Origin of the sequence: Bradyrhizobium sp. CB1717 (genome assembly GCF_029714325.1) — a bacterium.
Lineage (GTDB): Bacteria > Pseudomonadota > Alphaproteobacteria > Rhizobiales > Xanthobacteraceae > Bradyrhizobium.
The window spans coordinates 6346351-6362695 of the sequence record NZ_CP121666.1; the positions used below are offsets into that span (position 1 = coordinate 6346351).

General features: G+C 60.5%; 20 protein-coding genes. 4 read left to right on the top strand and 16 right to left on the bottom strand.

Translation table 11 applies throughout. The features are described from left to right. Nucleotides 1-35: 35 nt before the first annotated feature. Entirely contained in the window at nucleotides 36-410 is a 375-nt protein-coding gene (locus QA649_RS29810; protein ID WP_283020321.1) for a hypothetical protein, read from the bottom strand. A gap of 96 nt (nucleotides 411-506) precedes the next feature. Next, the gene (locus QA649_RS29815) at nucleotides 507-1007 is read right to left on the bottom strand and encodes a hypothetical protein (protein ID WP_145832140.1); all 501 of its coding nucleotides are present in this window, start codon (nucleotides 1005-1007) and stop codon (nucleotides 507-509) included. A 630-nt stretch (nucleotides 1008-1637) separates the two neighbouring features. Between QA649_RS29815 and QA649_RS29820 the strand changes: the two genes are divergently transcribed. Next, complete coding sequence (locus QA649_RS29820) at nucleotides 1638-2066, top strand: hypothetical protein (protein ID WP_260384769.1); 429 nt, start codon at nucleotides 1638-1640, stop codon at nucleotides 2064-2066. A gap of 25 nt (nucleotides 2067-2091) precedes the next feature. Here the strand turns inward: QA649_RS29820 and QA649_RS29825 are convergent, their stop codons facing one another. Continuing rightward, nucleotides 2092-2364 carry a hypothetical protein gene (locus tag QA649_RS29825; protein ID WP_018646284.1) on the bottom strand — a complete coding sequence of 91 codons (273 nt, stop codon included), beginning with the start codon at nucleotides 2362-2364 and terminating at the stop codon, nucleotides 2092-2094. A gap of 128 nt (nucleotides 2365-2492) precedes the next feature. Here QA649_RS29825 and QA649_RS29830 point away from each other — a divergent pair, with 128 nt between their 5' ends. After that, a complete protein-coding gene (locus QA649_RS29830; protein WP_283020322.1) occupies nucleotides 2493-3410 on the top strand; it encodes a hypothetical protein in 918 nt (305 codons plus the stop codon). A 12-nt stretch (nucleotides 3411-3422) separates the two neighbouring features. Here QA649_RS29830 and QA649_RS29835 read toward each other — a convergent pair whose 3' ends face one another. Further along, nucleotides 3423-3638: a hypothetical protein gene (locus tag QA649_RS29835; protein WP_283020323.1), complete on the bottom strand. Its 216-nt coding sequence runs from the start codon at nucleotides 3636-3638 to the stop codon at nucleotides 3423-3425. 200 nt (nucleotides 3639-3838) lie between these two features. Here QA649_RS29835 and QA649_RS29840 point away from each other — a divergent pair, with 200 nt between their 5' ends. Further along, entirely contained in the window at nucleotides 3839-4198 is a 360-nt protein-coding gene (locus QA649_RS29840) for a hypothetical protein (RefSeq protein WP_283020324.1), read from the top strand. Between the two features lie 56 nt (nucleotides 4199-4254). Here QA649_RS29840 and QA649_RS29845 read toward each other — a convergent pair whose 3' ends face one another. The 6 genes from QA649_RS29845 to QA649_RS29870 all read right to left on the bottom strand — a co-directional run bounded on the left by QA649_RS29845 (nucleotide 4255) and on the right by QA649_RS29870 (nucleotide 9257). Then, entirely contained in the window at nucleotides 4255-4593 is a 339-nt protein-coding gene (locus QA649_RS29845) for a hypothetical protein (RefSeq protein ID WP_283020325.1), read from the bottom strand. Between the two features lie 261 nt (nucleotides 4594-4854). Then, the gene (locus tag QA649_RS29850; RefSeq protein ID WP_260384772.1) at nucleotides 4855-5097 is read right to left on the bottom strand and encodes a PilZ domain-containing protein; all 243 of its coding nucleotides are present in this window, start codon (nucleotides 5095-5097) and stop codon (nucleotides 4855-4857) included. Nucleotides 5098-5103: 6 nt separating this feature from the next. After that, a complete protein-coding gene (locus tag QA649_RS29855; RefSeq protein WP_283020326.1) occupies nucleotides 5104-5403 on the bottom strand; it encodes a PilZ domain-containing protein in 300 nt (99 codons plus the stop codon). A 707-nt stretch (nucleotides 5404-6110) separates the two neighbouring features. Next, a complete protein-coding gene (locus tag QA649_RS29860) occupies nucleotides 6111-7082 on the bottom strand; it encodes a hypothetical protein (RefSeq protein WP_283020327.1) in 972 nt (323 codons plus the stop codon). Between the two features lie 225 nt (nucleotides 7083-7307). Further along, on the bottom strand, nucleotides 7308-7850 hold the full coding sequence (locus QA649_RS29865; protein WP_283020328.1) for a hypothetical protein: 543 nt from the start codon (nucleotides 7848-7850) through the stop codon (nucleotides 7308-7310). Between the two features lie 147 nt (nucleotides 7851-7997). Beyond that, on the bottom strand, nucleotides 7998-9257 hold the full coding sequence (locus QA649_RS29870; protein ID WP_283020329.1) for a glycosyltransferase family 87 protein: 1260 nt from the start codon (nucleotides 9255-9257) through the stop codon (nucleotides 7998-8000). A 227-nt stretch (nucleotides 9258-9484) separates the two neighbouring features. Here QA649_RS29870 and QA649_RS29875 point away from each other — a divergent pair, with 227 nt between their 5' ends. Further along, nucleotides 9485-11011 (top strand): hypothetical protein, encoded by a 1527-nt coding sequence (locus QA649_RS29875; RefSeq protein WP_283020330.1) that lies wholly within the window; start codon nucleotides 9485-9487, stop codon nucleotides 11009-11011. A 57-nt stretch (nucleotides 11012-11068) separates the two neighbouring features. On the opposite strand, the gene QA649_RS29880 is transcribed toward QA649_RS29875, so the two are convergent. The 6 genes from QA649_RS29880 to QA649_RS29905 all read right to left on the bottom strand — a co-directional run bounded on the left by QA649_RS29880 (nucleotide 11069) and on the right by QA649_RS29905 (nucleotide 16333). Then, nucleotides 11069-11617, bottom strand: a complete 549-nt coding sequence (locus QA649_RS29880; RefSeq protein ID WP_283020331.1) for a tetratricopeptide repeat protein — start codon at nucleotides 11615-11617, stop codon at nucleotides 11069-11071. 46 nt (nucleotides 11618-11663) lie between these two features. Then, nucleotides 11664-12062 (bottom strand): hypothetical protein, encoded by a 399-nt coding sequence (locus tag QA649_RS29885; protein WP_283020332.1) that lies wholly within the window; start codon nucleotides 12060-12062, stop codon nucleotides 11664-11666. A gap of 12 nt (nucleotides 12063-12074) precedes the next feature. Further along, nucleotides 12075-13691 carry a type II and III secretion system protein family protein gene (locus tag QA649_RS29890; RefSeq protein WP_283020333.1) on the bottom strand — a complete coding sequence of 539 codons (1617 nt, stop codon included), beginning with the start codon at nucleotides 13689-13691 and terminating at the stop codon, nucleotides 12075-12077. 411 nt (nucleotides 13692-14102) lie between these two features. Then, nucleotides 14103-14510: a TadE/TadG family type IV pilus assembly protein gene (locus tag QA649_RS29895; protein WP_283020334.1), complete on the bottom strand. Its 408-nt coding sequence runs from the start codon at nucleotides 14508-14510 to the stop codon at nucleotides 14103-14105. Continuing rightward, entirely contained in the window at nucleotides 14510-15862 is a 1353-nt protein-coding gene (locus QA649_RS29900) for a pilus assembly protein TadG-related protein (protein WP_283020335.1), read from the bottom strand. Before QA649_RS29900 ends, QA649_RS29895 begins: the two co-directional genes overlap by 1 nt. 9 nt (nucleotides 15863-15871) lie before the next feature. After that, the gene (locus tag QA649_RS29905; RefSeq protein ID WP_283020336.1) at nucleotides 15872-16333 is read right to left on the bottom strand and encodes a hypothetical protein; all 462 of its coding nucleotides are present in this window, start codon (nucleotides 16331-16333) and stop codon (nucleotides 15872-15874) included. Between the last annotated feature and the right edge of the window lie 12 nt (nucleotides 16334-16345).

The following is a 16345-nucleotide window of genomic DNA, read 5'->3' on the forward strand; positions in this document are numbered from 1 at the left end:
CGGCGCCGACATTGCGTCTTCGACCGGGCTTGAATTCAGTCCACCCGCGTGACCTCGCATTGGCTGCGCGAGTTCGGTCCGACCACGCCGATATTGACGTTCTTGAACTGGTAGCTCGCATGCGCGGGAACGGGCTGGTTGGCCCACACAAGAACTTTCGTGGCGCGCTCTCGATCGTCATCCATCCAGCAGGTCAGCTCGACACTGTCGATCTTCCTGTCGGTGCCGTTGGACAGCACAAAGCTTGCGATCCCGTAATTGTCGGCCCGCCGCGTCGCCTGGAACGAGTCGATCTTGACCAGCTCGCTCAGGCCGGATTGTTCGGCGGGCGGTCGCGTGTCTTGCGCCACCGCCGCGTCAATCACGGCGCACAGCGCTACGGAGCAGACGATTCCAGTCAATGGCCTCATGACGCGCCTCATCCCCGAACGCGGCGATATTTCCGCGTCTGCGGGGTCGGCGCAAGGGCCTGCCGCTATTGCGGCGCGGAAACCGGAGATGCAGCGTCAGTGAGACAGCGTCTTCGCGCCCGAGCTCTGCTCCGCGCCTGCACCGCAATCGCCGATCCGATGCGCCACGACCAGCTCGACCCGCGGCATCTGTCCCTCACTCAGCTCGTTCTGCTCAGTGTAGGACTCCTCGCTGTGAACCGTGATCACCGTGCTGACGGGGCCCATGAAATCGCAACGGTTCGCGAACGTGTATTGATTGTTCTTCTTTTCGGGTCTCGCAGAGACGCAGCTGCCGACCGAGGGAGACGCGAACGTCGCCTTCATCGAGACGGTCGGATCGACACAGGCCGTCAGCTCCCGCTCGAGCAAACGGTGCTTCGGCTTGCGATGAGCAACCATATCGAGCGTACGAACGAAGTGCCAAAGACCTTTGCGGAAGGTCGGCCCCTGGAATTCATCCGCCTTGGCCATCGTGGTGGTCGAGGTGATCAGAAGCGCCAGAGCGGCGCAACGGACGAAGGAGGTCGCAAGGATTGAATGCCGGCCTGTGGTCATCGTCTCCATACCTGCTCGCTTGCTCCCCAAGGAATAGCCGCATGGCCGAAAAGCACGGCCTCAGGTTCAGGCACCGTCGTAAAGCAAACATTAACATTGTGAGAGATCCGTTAAATTACGGAAAACCCGCTTGCCCGACCTGCTGTTTCGAATCGCGCGCGACTACTCCTGCTCCCCACGCGACTTCTTGTCACGGCGTCCGACAACCGGTCAACCACGCACCATTACGGAAGATCAGCGGCAGGGCCTAAAGAGCAATTCACGCGCATTAATTCCGGCGACCGCGGCATTTCGGTAACAGTGAGCCGGACGACCAAACAGACCACTCGCGAGCCACGCCGGTATTTAAATAGAGTCGGGCGAGCCCTAAACGAGCCCGGCGTGATCGCAAATACACGAGCGCGGAGGCGTGAGTCTGCATGCAGATGAAGGCGCAACTCGCGGGGTTAAATGGAATTTATCCTGCGGATCATGCAAAAAATCCGCCGCGCCAGAACATGTGCCTCGCGAACGGCAGCGGGGACCGCAGAGAGGCTTCTGCCTGAAAATGCCGATCCTCACCCCCCGCGCGAAGCGCCGGGATGACGTGCGGCGACGGGTTCAGCGCGCTTCAAAGCAAGCCCGCGCTGATTGACCTTTGACGGCATTTTTGCTCTTTTAGTCGGATATTTCTCGCTTTTGGGGGCTGCGATGCAGAGCAGATTCAGCGGATTTCTTTGGGGAGCGGCCTTTTTGAGTCTGGCCATCGGTACGACCCAGGCCAGCGCGGCCGATCTGGGCCTGATGGCCTCACCCGCAGCGGTCGGAAACTGCAGCGAACTGGTGTTTGTCTGCGAGAATGGCAAGCAATATCCGCTCTGCCCGATCGCGGTCTCGGTTGCCGGTGAGGTTGTGACGGCATCCCTGCACACCGGGCGGGGCGGTGCGCATGTCCGGCTGGTTCCAATGGGCGTCGGTTATCGCTACGCCGGACGGGGCATCTGGCTCGACGGCTTCCGCGAAAATGCCCTGCTGAACTTCGGCAAACACAGCCAGATCGCCTGCACCCTCGCCCATTAGGGCGAGGAGCCTAAAGGCGAGTCGATCAGCCCTTGGTGCGCAACACGGCTCCCTGCGACCTCGGATGCATAAAGGCCTTGGGCTGAACATAGACCGGGCAGTAATTATTCCATTGATACTGCTGCCAATTCCACTTCCAGCAGCCAGCGTCGATTTGCGGTGCGGGACCGAAATCCAGGCGATACGGCTCGTCGCCGAAGGGATAGGGACCGCTGTGAGCGGCGCTTGAAACGAACATAACTGTCAGGGAAATGGCGGTTGCGGCCAGCAATTTCGGCATGTTGCCCTCGATCTTCATGCGCTAATGCGCGACAGTGCCAAAGCGGGAGTTTCCAATCAAGGCCCTAGCGGGCGAATAGTTGAGCGCCGACCGGTTGCTCGCTCGTTTCGCCGGTTTTGGCCTCCTGCCTGATCATCGTGGTCGCCGTGCAAGCCAATCTCGCCATCCTTGCCGCACTTGCGAGTCGTCCGAACGGACGAATTGCGTTTGTCGAGCTCGAGCAGCAACTGCAGGCGCACGACGAGATTGGTGACATCGAAGACCGGATCGAGCAGCAGGTCTCCGCCGGAATCGAGCTGATTGAGGCCGGCCTTGCCGTCGTGAATGGCGACAGCCTGGAGATCACAGAGGCGGGCCGCTCGGTCATCGGGGCCCTCCCCGATCCTTCGTCGCCCCAGTCGGGGTCGCTTGAGAGCATTGATCATCTGATTGGCGCCGAAGTTCCTGCGCCGGACAATGGCGACTGGCGAGCTCGCACGCTCGAAACAATTGCCCGGCCGCTGCATCGCCTGGCTGCGCTATGGCGCCGGCACATCGAGGAGGATCTGCCGACAGTGCGGACGGTCAGCCGGGGCACCAGCGTCAATGGAATCGTCATTGCGCTCATCAGCCTGCTGGTCGTCATCATCTGCGCCGGCGCCGTGATTGCCCTGCGACAGGTCAAGTCGCTGCAGACGGAAATCTCCTCCCTGCAGCGAGAGCTGTCGCCGCTGAAGGAGCGGCTTTCGCGGTTTGAGGCAGAAAAAGCACGGCAGGCCGAGGAGAAGGCGCGGGACGAACGCAGCAAACGAACGGCAGACAATCCGCCGCAGCAAGCGCCTCTCACTCTGTCGCGGGAGGAGATTCAACTCATTCGCGACTATATCAAACCCGCACCAGCCGTCGGCTCCTCGGCAGCGCCTGCGGTTGGCGATCCGCTTCCCGGAGCGACGATCCCCTTCCCTTCACCGGTCACGGAAAAGATACCCAAACTGGTCGGCGCGAGATTCGCGATCCGCAACGGAGCCATCATCATCGTCAGAAGGGACAGCCGTCAGATCGACGCCGTCCTTGGGCCGAACTGAGCGTCCGGTTCGTCAGAGCGCGAGCAAGTAAGGAAATTGTCTCGTCAGATCGAGATCGAGGTAACCGCTGCCATCGATCCATTGATGTGGGCAATAAGCGAGCGTGGATGGATCGACAAGCAGACCGTCTCGAAGAATTGCCTCGCGCGTGCCTATCCGCCCCGTCGGTATCTCGCCTTCTTGTGGATCGATGCGCAACGCATCGAACACAGCGGTATCGTTTGTCACCCGAAGCCCCTGCTGAAATGAACATCTCGAAAGTGACAAAGACTATCGATCCGATTAACCGAGGCAAGCCTTATCGTTTTTGCAGCTGCTAACTCAGCACGAGGCGCGTGCCCCTAATCGCTACCGTTATCACTCGAGAGCGGATAGCCTCTGCTGCGTCTACTCCTGTTTCTGACACCCAATTTGAGAGGAGAAACGCGATGCGAGGCACTTCATACACCCTGGCGGCGGCAGCGCTTCTTGGGATCGGCGCCCTCGTGACATCAGGATCGGCCGTTGCTGGCGGAACGCGGATGGGAACGGGCGGCCTTCCCACCGTCGAAAATGCATGGGGGTTCGGATACGGCCAGGGCCCGTCCTTCTACGGACAGTATGCGCCCGTTGCGGACGACGGCTACGTCTTCAGTTACGAATATCCTGCTTCTGCAGGCCACGACGTGCGAGCGATCGCGGTCGACCTCTCCAATTCGCGCTTTCGACACCGGCCGGTCGCCGGACCTGGAATTATCTACTACCGGGGCCAGTATCCCCGGCCGTATCGCATGAACCAATATTGGTGAGCTGATCGACGGAGCTCCCTGCGCGGCCGCAATGCCGCGCAGGCGAAGAAGGCGCCTCATCCCTCTCCCGCTTGCGCGTCACCACCAGGATCTTCGTTCTTCGATCCGGGCAGGCGCTTGCTGACCAATCCCTTGATCGCATCGTAAGCTTCGAGCAGCGGCGGAGTTAACGAGAAGAACGCGCCAAGCGCAATTGCGATGACGACATGGCGTAGCGAAACGCTCTCGTCCTGAGTTTCGGTCGCGCCATAGTTCATCCCGGCCGCGACAGGCGTGGCGTCGCTCGACCTGCCGACGACATTCGCCGTCCGCGGCTTACGCGGCGGGATCATCACGACGACGAAAAGAACGTTAATCAGCAACCAAATGCCGAGAATGATGAACAGCGTTCTCATTCAAACAATCCAAAAACCCGATACAGCTAAATTCTCGCGCTAGCCGAAGGCTAAAATGTGCCCACGGATCAGTCACAGTTGTCCAGGCCATCCCCTCATGCAAGCCTAAATCTTGGTCGTTAAAGATTAAATCTGCCATAAAAACGTGATCGGTGCGCGGCCCGGGCTTACCCGGCACCGGCAATGGGCCGTTTTCGGCCTGAACGGCCGCTTCTTGCCTGGAACGAGATGCTCACCGCCGGTATCGCGACCGCGCGATCCCTAATCCAGGAATTCAACACCGATACGATTTCCGCTGGACCAGACGACCCGGCAATCCCGGATGATTCGATCCTTCTCCAGCATCAGCTTGATGCGGGGTCTGACGTAGACCTTGTCCGCCATCTCGATGGCGGCGCCAAGATCGGAGAGACTGACGACGCGGCATCGCATGCTGGATCCGTCGCCGGCGATGTATGCGACCTCGTCGACTGTCGCACGTTGCTGTCTGCGACGCTCCTCCACGACAACTCACCTCTTGCTCGGGTTCTTGCCGCGCAGGAAGTGAACTCCAATGTTGTCGCCGTTGATCCAGGCCAGCTCGCAGCGGCGGAAAGCCGCGCCGGTCGTCGAAAGCAGCAGGAAGAACTCCTTCAGCGCAAGACCTTCGATCGAGCCTTCAATCCTGAGCTTCGCTCCGGCTTCCGCCACGTCGGTCATCTTGCACTGCCGGCTCCACGTTCCGTCGATAGCCACCATATGCACGTCGACGCCGCGCGAGAACTCGATGCGTGCCGTTCCACGTTTTTCGGGTGGTAGCGAGTCAGACATATCAGGACGAAACCCGGATTTGAAAAATTCAATCGAGTCGCAGCTCGCCGCCTGCCGGACAAACCAAGCCCGCCGGCGCGAGACGCCCTTACGAAATCACGCACTCCTCGGCCGCCGGCCGAAGCACACGGCGCTGAAATTGCCGCGTCGTTCCGATAGTGCAGGACAAAAATTCAGGAAAGGCTAATGAGCCTGTCGAATTTCGGCAAATCGCAACCGGATTCTTCGGCCTCATCGTGGCTCGGGCCGACTGAGCGCTCGCGGGCCTCGCCTCCAACCGGATTCATGATCGTAAATCCGGCATCAGCCACCGTAAACTCGACTTAACTGGATTTTATGTTCCGGTATTCCTGCGGATTTCAGGGCAGGGTTCCATGGTGCTACGGTTCCATTGCGAGCGACGGAACCCTTGCCAGCCCGGGAGAGCGGCGCCGCAAACGACCTTGGCCCGCCTCCACTGCCCTTTTTTGCCGGAGGCGGGCTTCCTTTCCATTTACCTGGCCAAACTGAAAGGGGCCGCTCAAGAGCGGCCCCTTGCCGGTTGAAATGGTTGTCCGTGATGAAATCCAGCCCCGGCATCAACACCCTAGCGGTACTTCGATGCCAAGTGGATTCCGTTCTATTACGGTGAACCATACTGCCGTAATTTCACCCCGGTTCCCCGCGCCTGAGAGCCAATTTGCCCTCCGTCGCGAAAAAACAAGGTCTCAACGTGCAGGCGTGGACGCCGGTGCAGAGGCTGGCGCGGTCGGCGCCGGTTTCGGTTTTACGGCGGCCGGCTGAGCTGCGGCCTGCGGCGAGGAGGCCGCTGGCGCGGGTTTCGGCGCGACGGGAGCCGTCGTTCGCGGCGGCGGCGTGAGCTTCTTGGGCGCCGCATTCTGCTCCAGACGGATCAGTTGATCCCTGACAGCCTTGATCTGCTCGGCTGCATTCGCATTGTCGCGCCCCGCCAATTCCTGACCGGCCTTCACTTGATCGGAAAGCTTGGCAACGGCGCGGCCCAATTGATCCTGGCTGGTCTTGAGCTGTTCGCCAAGACTTGCGCTATCGCGGACCAATTGATCGCGACCAAGCTTGAGCTGCTCGATCTCCTTTTTCAGGCTTGCGAGATCGCGCGACATCGATTGGAGCACCGGGGTCAACTCGGGTGGTAGAGATCCCGGCGCGACCATGGTCGCAGGCGATGTTTGCGAGGTCGCCTTCGCGGCATCGCCGGACGAGCCCGGCCAGACCACAGCGGCGGCGCCTGCTCCCGCGGCCAGCACGACGCCCGCAAGCCCGAACAGGCCCCATCCTCGCAACGAAATCCGGTTGCTCGAAGCAGCGGCACGTTGCGTGTTTGTGCCCAGCGTCTGCAGGTCAGGCCGGAGGCTTGCGGCCTCCAGCTTCGATGGCGGCTGCTCGGAAGCTCTGCTGGTGCGCTCGTACTCATCGGACCGGGCGATGTGCGCTTCGGGCGCCGGATTTCGTGAAATGCCGGCTTCGCGAGCACTTAGCTGTCCGAAGCTCCCCTTCGGAACGCCAATGCCATGCGCAGGATTGTCGAAAGACTTTGCGGCGCGTTCGCCGGCCGTCGCCCCATCATGGGGCTCAGGGTCGAAATAAGTGGCACGTGATGGCGGCTCGTTGAGTATGCCGGCAATGGTATCGCTCAACGCCTGCAATTTATCTGTGCTCATTCGCCACCTTCGGCCAAATCCGAACCAAGCGCGGTCCGTCTCAAAACGCGACGGGGCGGGATCGTTATTTCTGCTTTAATGGTTGTCAAGATCGGGCGCTGCATGCGAGCGCCGTCGATCCTCGACCATCTCCTCCGGGACGCGGTCGCGATTCACGCCCCGCAGCTTCGATCAATGCTCATCGCGAGACGCAAATGCCGTCGCGCCAAAGGGTTTTACGACGAATTAGTTGGGCGCCCGGACGATGCGAGCTCCCCGCAACCTGTGAACCAGGGCTTCGATTTCCTGATGAACAGCACGGAAATAGAGCAGATGCGTGATCGCAAAGGACAGCATGCAGGTGCCAAGAATGGTCGCCATCACGAACTGGCCACCCGACGGGACGGCGATCGTTCCAAGCGAGGCCTGCCTGAGGGTGGGCATACCGACTTGCCAGGATGCCGCCAGGAAAACGGCGTAGGCCGCGCTCAGATGCGTTGCGATCGTGAAGAGCGGCCGCGACCTGGCAACGAGCCCGAGGCAGGCAAGCACGAAGATCGGAAGCGCAAGCCCGAACAGCTGAAACCCGTCAACGCTGACGAAGTAACTCAGATACGCGTCGCTGCGCTGGAAGATGCCGAACAGCTTGAGATTGATGAACCAAAGGATCTCGGAGCTCGGCGCATATGCGAGCGCTCGCGCGGCGATCTCGGCGCTCAGCGTGGCGGCAAAAAGTGCCAACGGCCCAAGAAACTGCAATTTAAAAAGCCGGTTCATGCGACAAGCCATACGTTAAGAACGTTGAGCTTGTCTTAAAGGTTCCCGGTTAGTCGCGCCGACTCGGGCCCCGAAAGCTGAACAAATCGTGGCACGCGCCTAAATGAAATTCGTATATTCGGAATTATTGGATCGAAGCGGCTCTAGGCTTGGCCGATATTAGCCAACTGCCTCGGCCCTATCCCGCGAATTGCGGCGGGCCTCGTCTGCGCCTCGCAATAATACTCGCAATATGAGCCAGAGCAGAGTGACGAGCAACAAACCGTCGAGCGCCGGTTGTTCAATCGATTTTCCGTCTTGAATGGTCAGCCGCAAAATCTGGAACAAGCCATAGAACCCTGACATGAACGTCAAGCCATAGATTGCGGCGCGCTCGCCCCCTGTTGCCAGACGCGTCAGATCGGGCAACAACAGGGCCATTCCCACGCCGAGAATTGGCAGGTCGTAGTCATAGGCGTAGGGGCTGATCATCAGCGTGGCGACGGCTGAAATGCCCAGGGACCAGCGCGCCGGAAAATCGCGGTAGATCGCGAAGGCGACAGCCGATAGGGCGACCACGGCAACGGCCGCCTGCCCAAGAAAAGCCAATGAAGCAGAAAAGCCGGCAGTTCGCATGATCGCATAGAGAGAAATCGAGCGAAAAAAATGGAAGCGCTCGCTTCCCAGAAAGACGGCAGAATCGTGCGAGCTCGTGAGAAACGCGCTCCAGATTGAGGTCCCGAACAACAAGGTACACAGGATCGAGCTCAACAAGACGACCGCCATTGCAGTCATGACGGTCATCCAGCGACGCGCGAGCAACGCATAAATCCCGACAGCAACCGCAAGATGAGGCTTGATCACCATCATGCCAAGGCTCAATCCAGCTGCGATCGGCTTCCGCTCCATGGTGAGGCACGTAACGCCGATGAGGCTGCCGGTCAGAAAGCCATTCTGACCGCCGAAAAGCGTGAGGAGCAGGACCGGCGCAAGCAGAATCACCACCAGAGCGAAACAGCTTTTTGAGATGGCCCTCAATGTCAGGAGATAGACGCCGAGCGTGCCCGCGACGAACAGAAAATATGAAGCGCCGACGGGAAGCAGCGCCAAGGGAGCGACCAGCAGAGTGAACTGGGGAGGATAGGTCCAGTACCCGAAAATATTGATGTCGCGGCCTATGGCGTCGATCTGCAGTTTTGCGAACTGATCGAAATAGTAGACTTGCGCGACGTCGCCGAGCCAGACTCTTTGCGCAACGATGTAGAACGCGTCAAAATCGAGAAGGTGCCTGAATTGCCCCGCCTGCCAACTTGAGAGCGAGGCAGTCATCAGGACAAGAACGATCGCCAGCCCGTAGAGGACGAAGCGCGCGCCCATCGCCCATTTGCCGCTGAAATCTGGACCGGGTCCACCAACTTGCCTGACGCGGACCTCGCTCATCGGTGGAAGAGCCCCCAAAATTGAGGTCCGGAGGCGCCCGTCGATGATGCGGCCCCTCTGGTGGTTGGCTTTAAATTACTTTCGACGATACTCTATTTCGTCACGGAGGGCGAAAGCAATGGATCTTGGTGCTGAGTTAACGAGGGAGTTAACGCCTCTTCAAAGACATCTTTGTTCGCCGCGGTGACGGTCACTCCCGGTTCGGCGAGTTTTGCAGGGGCCTTGTTGTGGGAAATGAGATAAAGGCGAAGCGGGAAACGAAATGGACCAGGGCTTTCGACCTGCGGGCGGCCTATTTTGCGCTGCTCGTGGTCATGACGCTGCCGGTGCTCTTCCTGATCCCGCGCACGGTGGATCTCGTAAACCACTGGGCCCGGTTGACTATTCTAGCCATGCCGGCGTCCGATCCGCTCCACGCCTTTTACTTCGTTAAATGGGGTGCCTTTCCCAACCTCGGCGTTGATCTCATCTATGTCGCGTTGTCGCCGCTGTTGAATGCCGAGACCGTCGTCCGAATAGTCTTCGTCATGGCGTTCTGGCTGCCAGCGGTCGGCGCCTGGGCTTTGCATCGCGTCTGGGCGCTGGAACCATCGCCGACAATCCTGTTCGCACCAATTCTCAGCTACAATGTCGTAACGACGGTGGGACTCGTCAATTATGGGCTCGGCGTCGGGATCGCTCTGATCACACTCGCCTGGTGGGCCGCCCGGAAGCGCCGACGGACGGCGTACGATCTTTTGGTGATGAACGCGGCCGCGGTCGGGCTATTCTTCTGCCACATCCTGGCACTTGCCGCTTTCTGCGTCATTTTCGGACTCCTGGAAGCCACGCAACGCCGGGAGGAGCCGCTCAAGCCAGCATTGCTGCGCGCCCTGCGGTCCCCTCTCTACGTCGCTGCAGCTTTAGTTCTTGTCTGGTCGATGCCGCAACTGCCGCCCGGCTATGTCGTAACGAGCGGCAAATCCTGGATCGTCATAGCGCCCTTCTTTGGTGGCTCTCCGTATGACCATCAATGGGGCCTCGGGTTGCTTATCCTGCTGCTTTGTGTCGTTCGCTTCATCCGCCTCGCCGAGCCTGCGAGGCTCGCTGTGTTCGGCTTTTTCGTTGTCGCCGTATTCGCTCCCTCCTCGATGAGCACGGCGAACCTGGTCGATGCGCGCCTCATGGTGGTTTGGGTCTATCTGGCGTTAAGCGCGACGATCGCCCGTGTCCCCCAACCCAGGCATATGGCAGGCATCGTCACGATCGCTGCTTTCGCCTTCGCTTTTGCGCGCCTCGCACTGCTGGTCCCCGCATGGAGCCGCTATAACGACGATATCGTCGCGTTGCGGAGCGCGTTCTCCGCCATTCCACTCGGTTCAAGCGTCCTCGCAGTGTCATCGCCGGATTGTCGGGATCCGAACATCAACTTCGAGCACCATCTTTCGACGTTCGCCGTGATAGACCGGCGCGCACAGGTGAGCACATTGTTCGCCGGACAGGGGCTGCAGCCGGTGCGAGCGCGGGATCCGGCGATCGCGGCCGCTCCGCAGGCCATTGTGAACTCAGAGTGGCTGTCAGAAGCTTCGGGACGGTCGAAACTGGAAGCGGAAGCACCCGTGGCGTGGGTCAATCTCATCTCGCATTGGCGCGACCGCTTCAACGTCGTCGTCGACATCCACGGCACCTGCGAGAGCACGATTCCCGCAACGGGCCTCGAGCGCGTCGCGCGTTCGAACATCGCTGATATCTATATCGCTGAACGACCGCGTTGATGCGCGTCCGCGCGCCGGCCGATGCGCTCGAGCGTAGCTCTCCAAGCTACGATTCACTCACGGCTGATTGTTCGGCGGCCTCTCGATGAACTGCCGACTGCCGTTGAGAAGCTCGAGGTTGTTCGCGATGACCGGATTGCCCGGATCGAGCGCGTAGGCCTTCTCGAACTTCCGTCGCGCCGCGTTGAGATTGCCGCGCAGCATGTAGGAATAACCCTGGTCGTTCAGGATCTGCACGGTTTCGCCGCCGAGGCGGATCGCTTGCGCATAAGCCTGATCGGCAAGATCAAAGCGGCGGATCCGATCATAGCTTGCGGCAAGCCCGATCCAGGCCGTTACGTCCTTTGGCGCCTTTTCGACGGCGTCCCTGAAATAGCGATTGGCGATGCCGAAATTGCCGCGGTTGAAATGCTCAAGGCCCATCCGCACCGGCTCGTCGGAGGGATAGTATTTAACGTCCGTCGGCTCCTGCACGGGGTCAGGACCGGCGGGAGCGACGGGCGCAACCACGGCAGCGTCGCGGACGGTTGCTTCCTGCACCGTTTCGCAGCCGGCCAAGGCTGTGGCCAGCAATGCGCAGACCGGCCATACAAGAAGGCGCCCCATAACCATTATCCCCGTCGCACCACCGGCAACAAATCAATCATCAAAATCATCGGCCGCTCACGCCCACGATGGCCGGGCCGCCACCCAGGCTGACGACCCCCCCTGCGTCCACGGCTGCTGCCGTTGCGCCCGCAACGCCCATTGGAGGATGCCCCTCGTCTGGCTTGTTTCCTCCGAACGCGGGCAGCGGATCGCGCGGCTGGTTGCCGCTGCGATAGCGCCTGATGGCGCCGGTGGTCTTCCCCGCATCAACAACGATTCTGCGATCGCCGACACCTCGCGGCCAGGGATTGATCGTATGGGTCGCGGCGTTGACTTGCTTGGCGTCGCCGGCGCTCAGCGTAAGGGTATCGGACCGCTGAAAGTAGCGGTCCATCTCGTCGTTGCCGGCCAAGCCGTTGCAGGCCCCAAGGGTGAAGACCGCGAGTAACGTCGTGCATGTCATGTCGGTCGTCCCTTAATTGAGTGTCTTGACGACGGGCTGATCGGTTACAACAACCGGCGGCGGCGCGGGCACGCGCGCATCGGGCGCGATGATGTGACCATACGGTCCCTTCAGCTCACCACCGGAACTGACGTAGTCGTTGTAGCGCTTCTTCACTTCCATCTGGCCATTGAGGAAGAAATCGACGTCATTGGCCGGCATGCGCGAATCCAGCGGCGACGCCAGTTGCTGGCCGGGCGCCGCCGGCGCGACCAGGCGCGGCGTCACGATGATGACGAGATCAGTCTCCTGCTGCTGATAGGACGAGGAGCGAAACAGCGTCCCGAGCACCGGCACCGACCCGATCCAGGGCAGTTGCGAGATATCCTGCCGGTTACGGGTCTGCAGCAGGCCCGCGATGGCAAAGCTCTGGCCGTCACGCAATTCGACCGTGGTCCGGGCGTTGCGGCTGCTCAGGGCGGGAATCGTCGTGCCGCTGATCGTGACGGCGTTGGTGAAATCGAGTTCGCTGACGGACGGCTCGACGCGCAGATTGATCACGCCACGCGAAAGCACCGTGGGAATGAAGCCCAGTTCAACACCGAACGTCTTGAACTGGATCGAAACAGTCGCCAACGAGCCGGCGACGGCCGGCGACGAAGCCACCGGCACCGGGAATTCGCCGCCAGCCAGGAACCGAGCCGATTCACCCGACAGCGCCATCAGGTTTGGCTCCGCGAGCCGACGCACCAGCCCCTTGTTCTCCAATGCTGTCACAAGCAAATCGACGGAGGCGCCGCTGCTCGTTCGAAGGATGCTGGTCAGGAGGCTCCCAAACGGGGCAGCGGGCGCTCCCGTTACCGTCGCCGCCAACGTGCCGGCCGTGCCAAGCAGAGGGATCGAGCCTTGCGGCGGGCCCGTGTTCGGCATCCCAATGCGACCGCTGTTGGTATTGATGCTACCAAGCCCGGTATTGCCAATGTTCGTTCCGTTTGCATTGGCACCATAGAGATTCATTCCCAGCTCGCGCCCGGCAGACCGGTTGACCTCGAGGAAGCGAACCTCGAGCATCACCTGCTGCGGGCCCGTCACGTTCATGGCGTTGACGACGACGCTGCCCTTCGGAACGGTGCTTTGCGCGATCTCCATCGCGCGCTGAGCGGCGACCGAGTCTGGGGCCGTTCCCCCCACGATCACCTGTCCCTCGGAGGCCGTCACGCGGATGCCGCGGATGCCGGTCGAGGTTTGAATGTTCTGCTGAAGATTACCGATGTCGATCGTGACCTCGACATCGAGGATGCCGATCTGCTTCATCGAGGAATCGAGCAGAATGACGTTGGTCGTGCCGGGCTGCTTGCCCTGGATGTAGATCAGGTGATCGCTCAGCGACTTCACGTCGACGATGTCGGTCGAGCCCGCCACGATGGTGGAAAAGGGCGTCTCGACCCTGAAGGTGCGCGACTTGTTGACGGTGACCTTGACCCGCTGCACGTCGTTCGCTTCGCTGACGAAGACGCCTCCGCCGGAGCTCCGCCGATCGGCCGCGTCGGCACGGTCAACATTGGGACCGACAAGGACGGCACCAAGCAGCAGCGCCCCCACGGCAGCGAGCTTGGTCTTCCCTTGCGTCGAAATACGGACGCCACCCATTCCAGTCCCCCTCGCCGCGATCCGCGGCCATCCCGCAATGCACACTTGGCGGGTCAAGACCTGCCCCGAACAACCCCCGGGGGTACACAAATCGTCTACTAAAAATCGTCAGCCTGAGTTTATCCCCCCAGACTCCCTGCATTTGGGATCATCGTCCGCCGGACGCTTCCACCGCAAGGCGAGAGCCCTCATCCCCCACGTCAATCAGCGAAAAAGTCGCCAAATGTTGCCCCCTTGCACCACTTTGCGGAACCCAATCCCCTGGTTCCCTCGGCGGCGGCTAGTTCCCCGGTCCTTATTGGGCCGCAAATAACATTCTTTTCCGTTAAACTCGTAATCATGCCCCGGACTTGGCGGGCCGCAGCATTGGTGAAAGACCCGATTCGGGCGACGGTATCCCCCTACATCGGGCTAATAGGGGATCGACGTGCTCGCAGTCGGCGTCGAGTTCAATCCGCTCCATGTCGGCGTCATCATCGAGAAGCCGGGTAGAGACGCCGTAATGGTCAGCACGGAACCGCTGTCGCTCGCGCTCAATGTCGGCGTGAGCCCCATGATGCTCGGCACCGACGTCAGATAGGTACTGGTATAGTAGGTGCTGACACTGGTGCAGCCGGACGGCGACAAACTCTGCGTCACCTGCGGCGTGTAGCACTGGATCATCGTCGCCCTGGCACCATCGCTGGCGAGCGCGCGCAACAATTGCATGGTGATCGCATAGCGTCCGAGATCGAAGATCGCGAACACGAATGTGAAAAAGAACACGGCGACGAGGCAGAACTCGAACGCTGCCGAGCCGCGCTGGTCGAGCCTTTTCATCAACGCACCATCGCAATGACCTTGGTCTTGCCCAAGGTGTTGGACGTACAACCGGACGAGCTCAGGTAGCTATTGCCGTTGATCGTGAGCGAGGCGGCGATTACTTCGGTACATTGTGTGTTCGCACTTTGAGCCGTACCGCCGTAAGACACATTGGCATGCGGGAAATACATCGCACCGCCCAGGGTCGACGTATTGCTGCCGCCTATGGTGACTGCAATCTTGTTCGCGTTGGAGTTGTTTGCCTGATCGTCGATCAGGATACCATTGAGGTCACTATCGTACGAATTGGTCGTGGGCGCGGAAAGGTTGACGGTGCCGCCACTGATAGTGAGACTTGAGCTGTCCCCGAGCAAGACGAGTGTTACGCCCGTGCCGGTGACAGTGCCGCTCAAGTTGATCGTTGCGTTGTAGAAAAAGTATGTTCCTGCTGCGAGATTTAACGTGCCGCCGGAATTCACCGTCAGGTTACCGTAGACCCCGCTACCGGCATTTGGGGTCAAGTTGCAGGTGTTACCGTTGGTAACTTTGCCCTGCGAGTTGCACGTGGTTTGCGCGGGGCCCGTCGTTGAATTGAACGATTTCGAATCCAGCCCGGATAGCGGATTCTTTGCGGTCAGCGTGTTGTAATTGTACCCCGCACCGGTCAGGGCGCAATGTCCCGACGACGCCTTACAGCCGTCCACGGCATTCACAGCCCAACCCGAGCCGCTGAAACTCGCAGTGCCGTTGTACTTGACGTTGGTGTTCGACATCATCGCACACCCGCTGCCGGTGATGGCGCTGCTGCCGCCGATCGTGAGCGCATCGCTTCCTGGTCCCAACCCGAATGCACATATCGGCTTTGGATTCTGGATCTCGACAACCGCGGACGACCGGATGGTGACAGTGGACATGCCAAGTATCTGCGCAAGGTATCCCGGCTGCTGCTGCGCCACGGTCGCAAGCACATGCATGCCGGATGCCGAACTGGTCCAGGCGCCGGCAGAGTAGGTTCCTCGGTCGATCGACACGGTTTGCGTGGTATTTGCCTGCGCCGTACCGCAGTTCGAGCCCGGATAGACGGGATCGCCGCTGGAGTTGCAGAACTTGTTCTGCGCGGCCATTTGCTTGCCGCGATAGATGTAATCCTGCGTTCTGTCGCAGTCGCTATCGGTCGTCGAGGTCAGCGAACAAGCCAGCGACAAGCCGCCCGAATAGGCCGCCGCATCGGCGGCATTCTGCGCATTCTGCTTGGTCACGTACCACGACCCCGCCTCGGCGCCGAGAGCGATAAACCCGATCAGCGGCACCAGTGCAATCACCGTTGCGAAGGCGACGGAACCGCGACGGCAGCGAGCCAGTTTGCGCACGGCATCCTCCTACTGAAATCGCTGGGTGTAAGTGATGGTACAGGACGTGCACAGCGCCGAGCCAAGTATCATCGGCGTCAAAGTAAAGGTGGTCGAGAAGGTGTAGTATTTCACGATCGATGCCGCCCCCGAACTGCAGGGAGCCACCGTTCCGGGAGAGCCGCAGTAAACCTGCGGCGTAATCGTAAATCCGCTGATCGAGCCGGGCAGCGAGCTCTTCCAGGCGGCGATCACGGAAGCGTCGGTCACGTCCGCCGGCGGGGAATATTGGGTCCGCTGCCCCATGTCGCGAAGCGCCTGCTGCGCCGAAATGAACCTGAAGCCGGCAATCGCCAGATCGGCCAACGGCAGCAGCAGACTGAACACCAGGACAAGGTAGATGATGGCCATTTCGAACGCGGCAGCACCGCGCTGATCGCCAACGAAGGAGCGTCTTCCGCTCTTGTGCCTGCCTGTCCGAACTTCATTCATGACGCTTCGTTC

What these genes read in the sequence shown, in the direction of transcription:
- QA649_RS29810 (WP_283020321.1), bottom strand. Translation starts at nt 410, where the DNA reads ATGAGGCCATTGACTGGAATCGTCTGCTCCGTAGCGCTGTGCGCCGTG.
- QA649_RS29815 (WP_145832140.1), bottom strand. Translation starts at nt 1,007, where the DNA reads ATGACCACAGGCCGGCATTCAATCCTTGCGACCTCCTTCGTCCGTTGC.
- QA649_RS29825 (WP_018646284.1), bottom strand. Translation starts at nt 2,364, where the DNA reads ATGAAGATCGAGGGCAACATGCCGAAATTGCTGGCCGCAACCGCCATT.
- QA649_RS29840 (WP_283020324.1), top strand. Translation starts at nt 3,839, where the DNA reads ATGCGAGGCACTTCATACACCCTGGCGGCGGCAGCGCTTCTTGGGATC.
- QA649_RS29845 (WP_283020325.1), bottom strand. Translation starts at nt 4,593, where the DNA reads ATGAGAACGCTGTTCATCATTCTCGGCATTTGGTTGCTGATTAACGTT.
- QA649_RS29855 (WP_283020326.1), bottom strand. Translation starts at nt 5,403, where the DNA reads ATGTCTGACTCGCTACCACCCGAAAAACGTGGAACGGCACGCATCGAG.
- QA649_RS29860 (WP_283020327.1), bottom strand. Translation starts at nt 7,082, where the DNA reads ATGAGCACAGATAAATTGCAGGCGTTGAGCGATACCATTGCCGGCATA.
- QA649_RS29865 (WP_283020328.1), bottom strand. Translation starts at nt 7,850, where the DNA reads ATGGCTTGTCGCATGAACCGGCTTTTTAAATTGCAGTTTCTTGGGCCG.
- QA649_RS29870 (WP_283020329.1), bottom strand. Translation starts at nt 9,257, where the DNA reads ATGAGCGAGGTCCGCGTCAGGCAAGTTGGTGGACCCGGTCCAGATTTC.
- QA649_RS29880 (WP_283020331.1), bottom strand. Translation starts at nt 11,617, where the DNA reads ATGGGGCGCCTTCTTGTATGGCCGGTCTGCGCATTGCTGGCCACAGCC.
- QA649_RS29885 (WP_283020332.1), bottom strand. Translation starts at nt 12,062, where the DNA reads ATGACATGCACGACGTTACTCGCGGTCTTCACCCTTGGGGCCTGCAAC.
- QA649_RS29890 (WP_283020333.1), bottom strand. Translation starts at nt 13,691, where the DNA reads ATGGGTGGCGTCCGTATTTCGACGCAAGGGAAGACCAAGCTCGCTGCC.
- QA649_RS29895 (WP_283020334.1), bottom strand. Translation starts at nt 14,510, where the DNA reads ATGAAAAGGCTCGACCAGCGCGGCTCGGCAGCGTTCGAGTTCTGCCTC.
- QA649_RS29905 (WP_283020336.1), bottom strand. Translation starts at nt 16,333, where the DNA reads ATGAATGAAGTTCGGACAGGCAGGCACAAGAGCGGAAGACGCTCCTTC.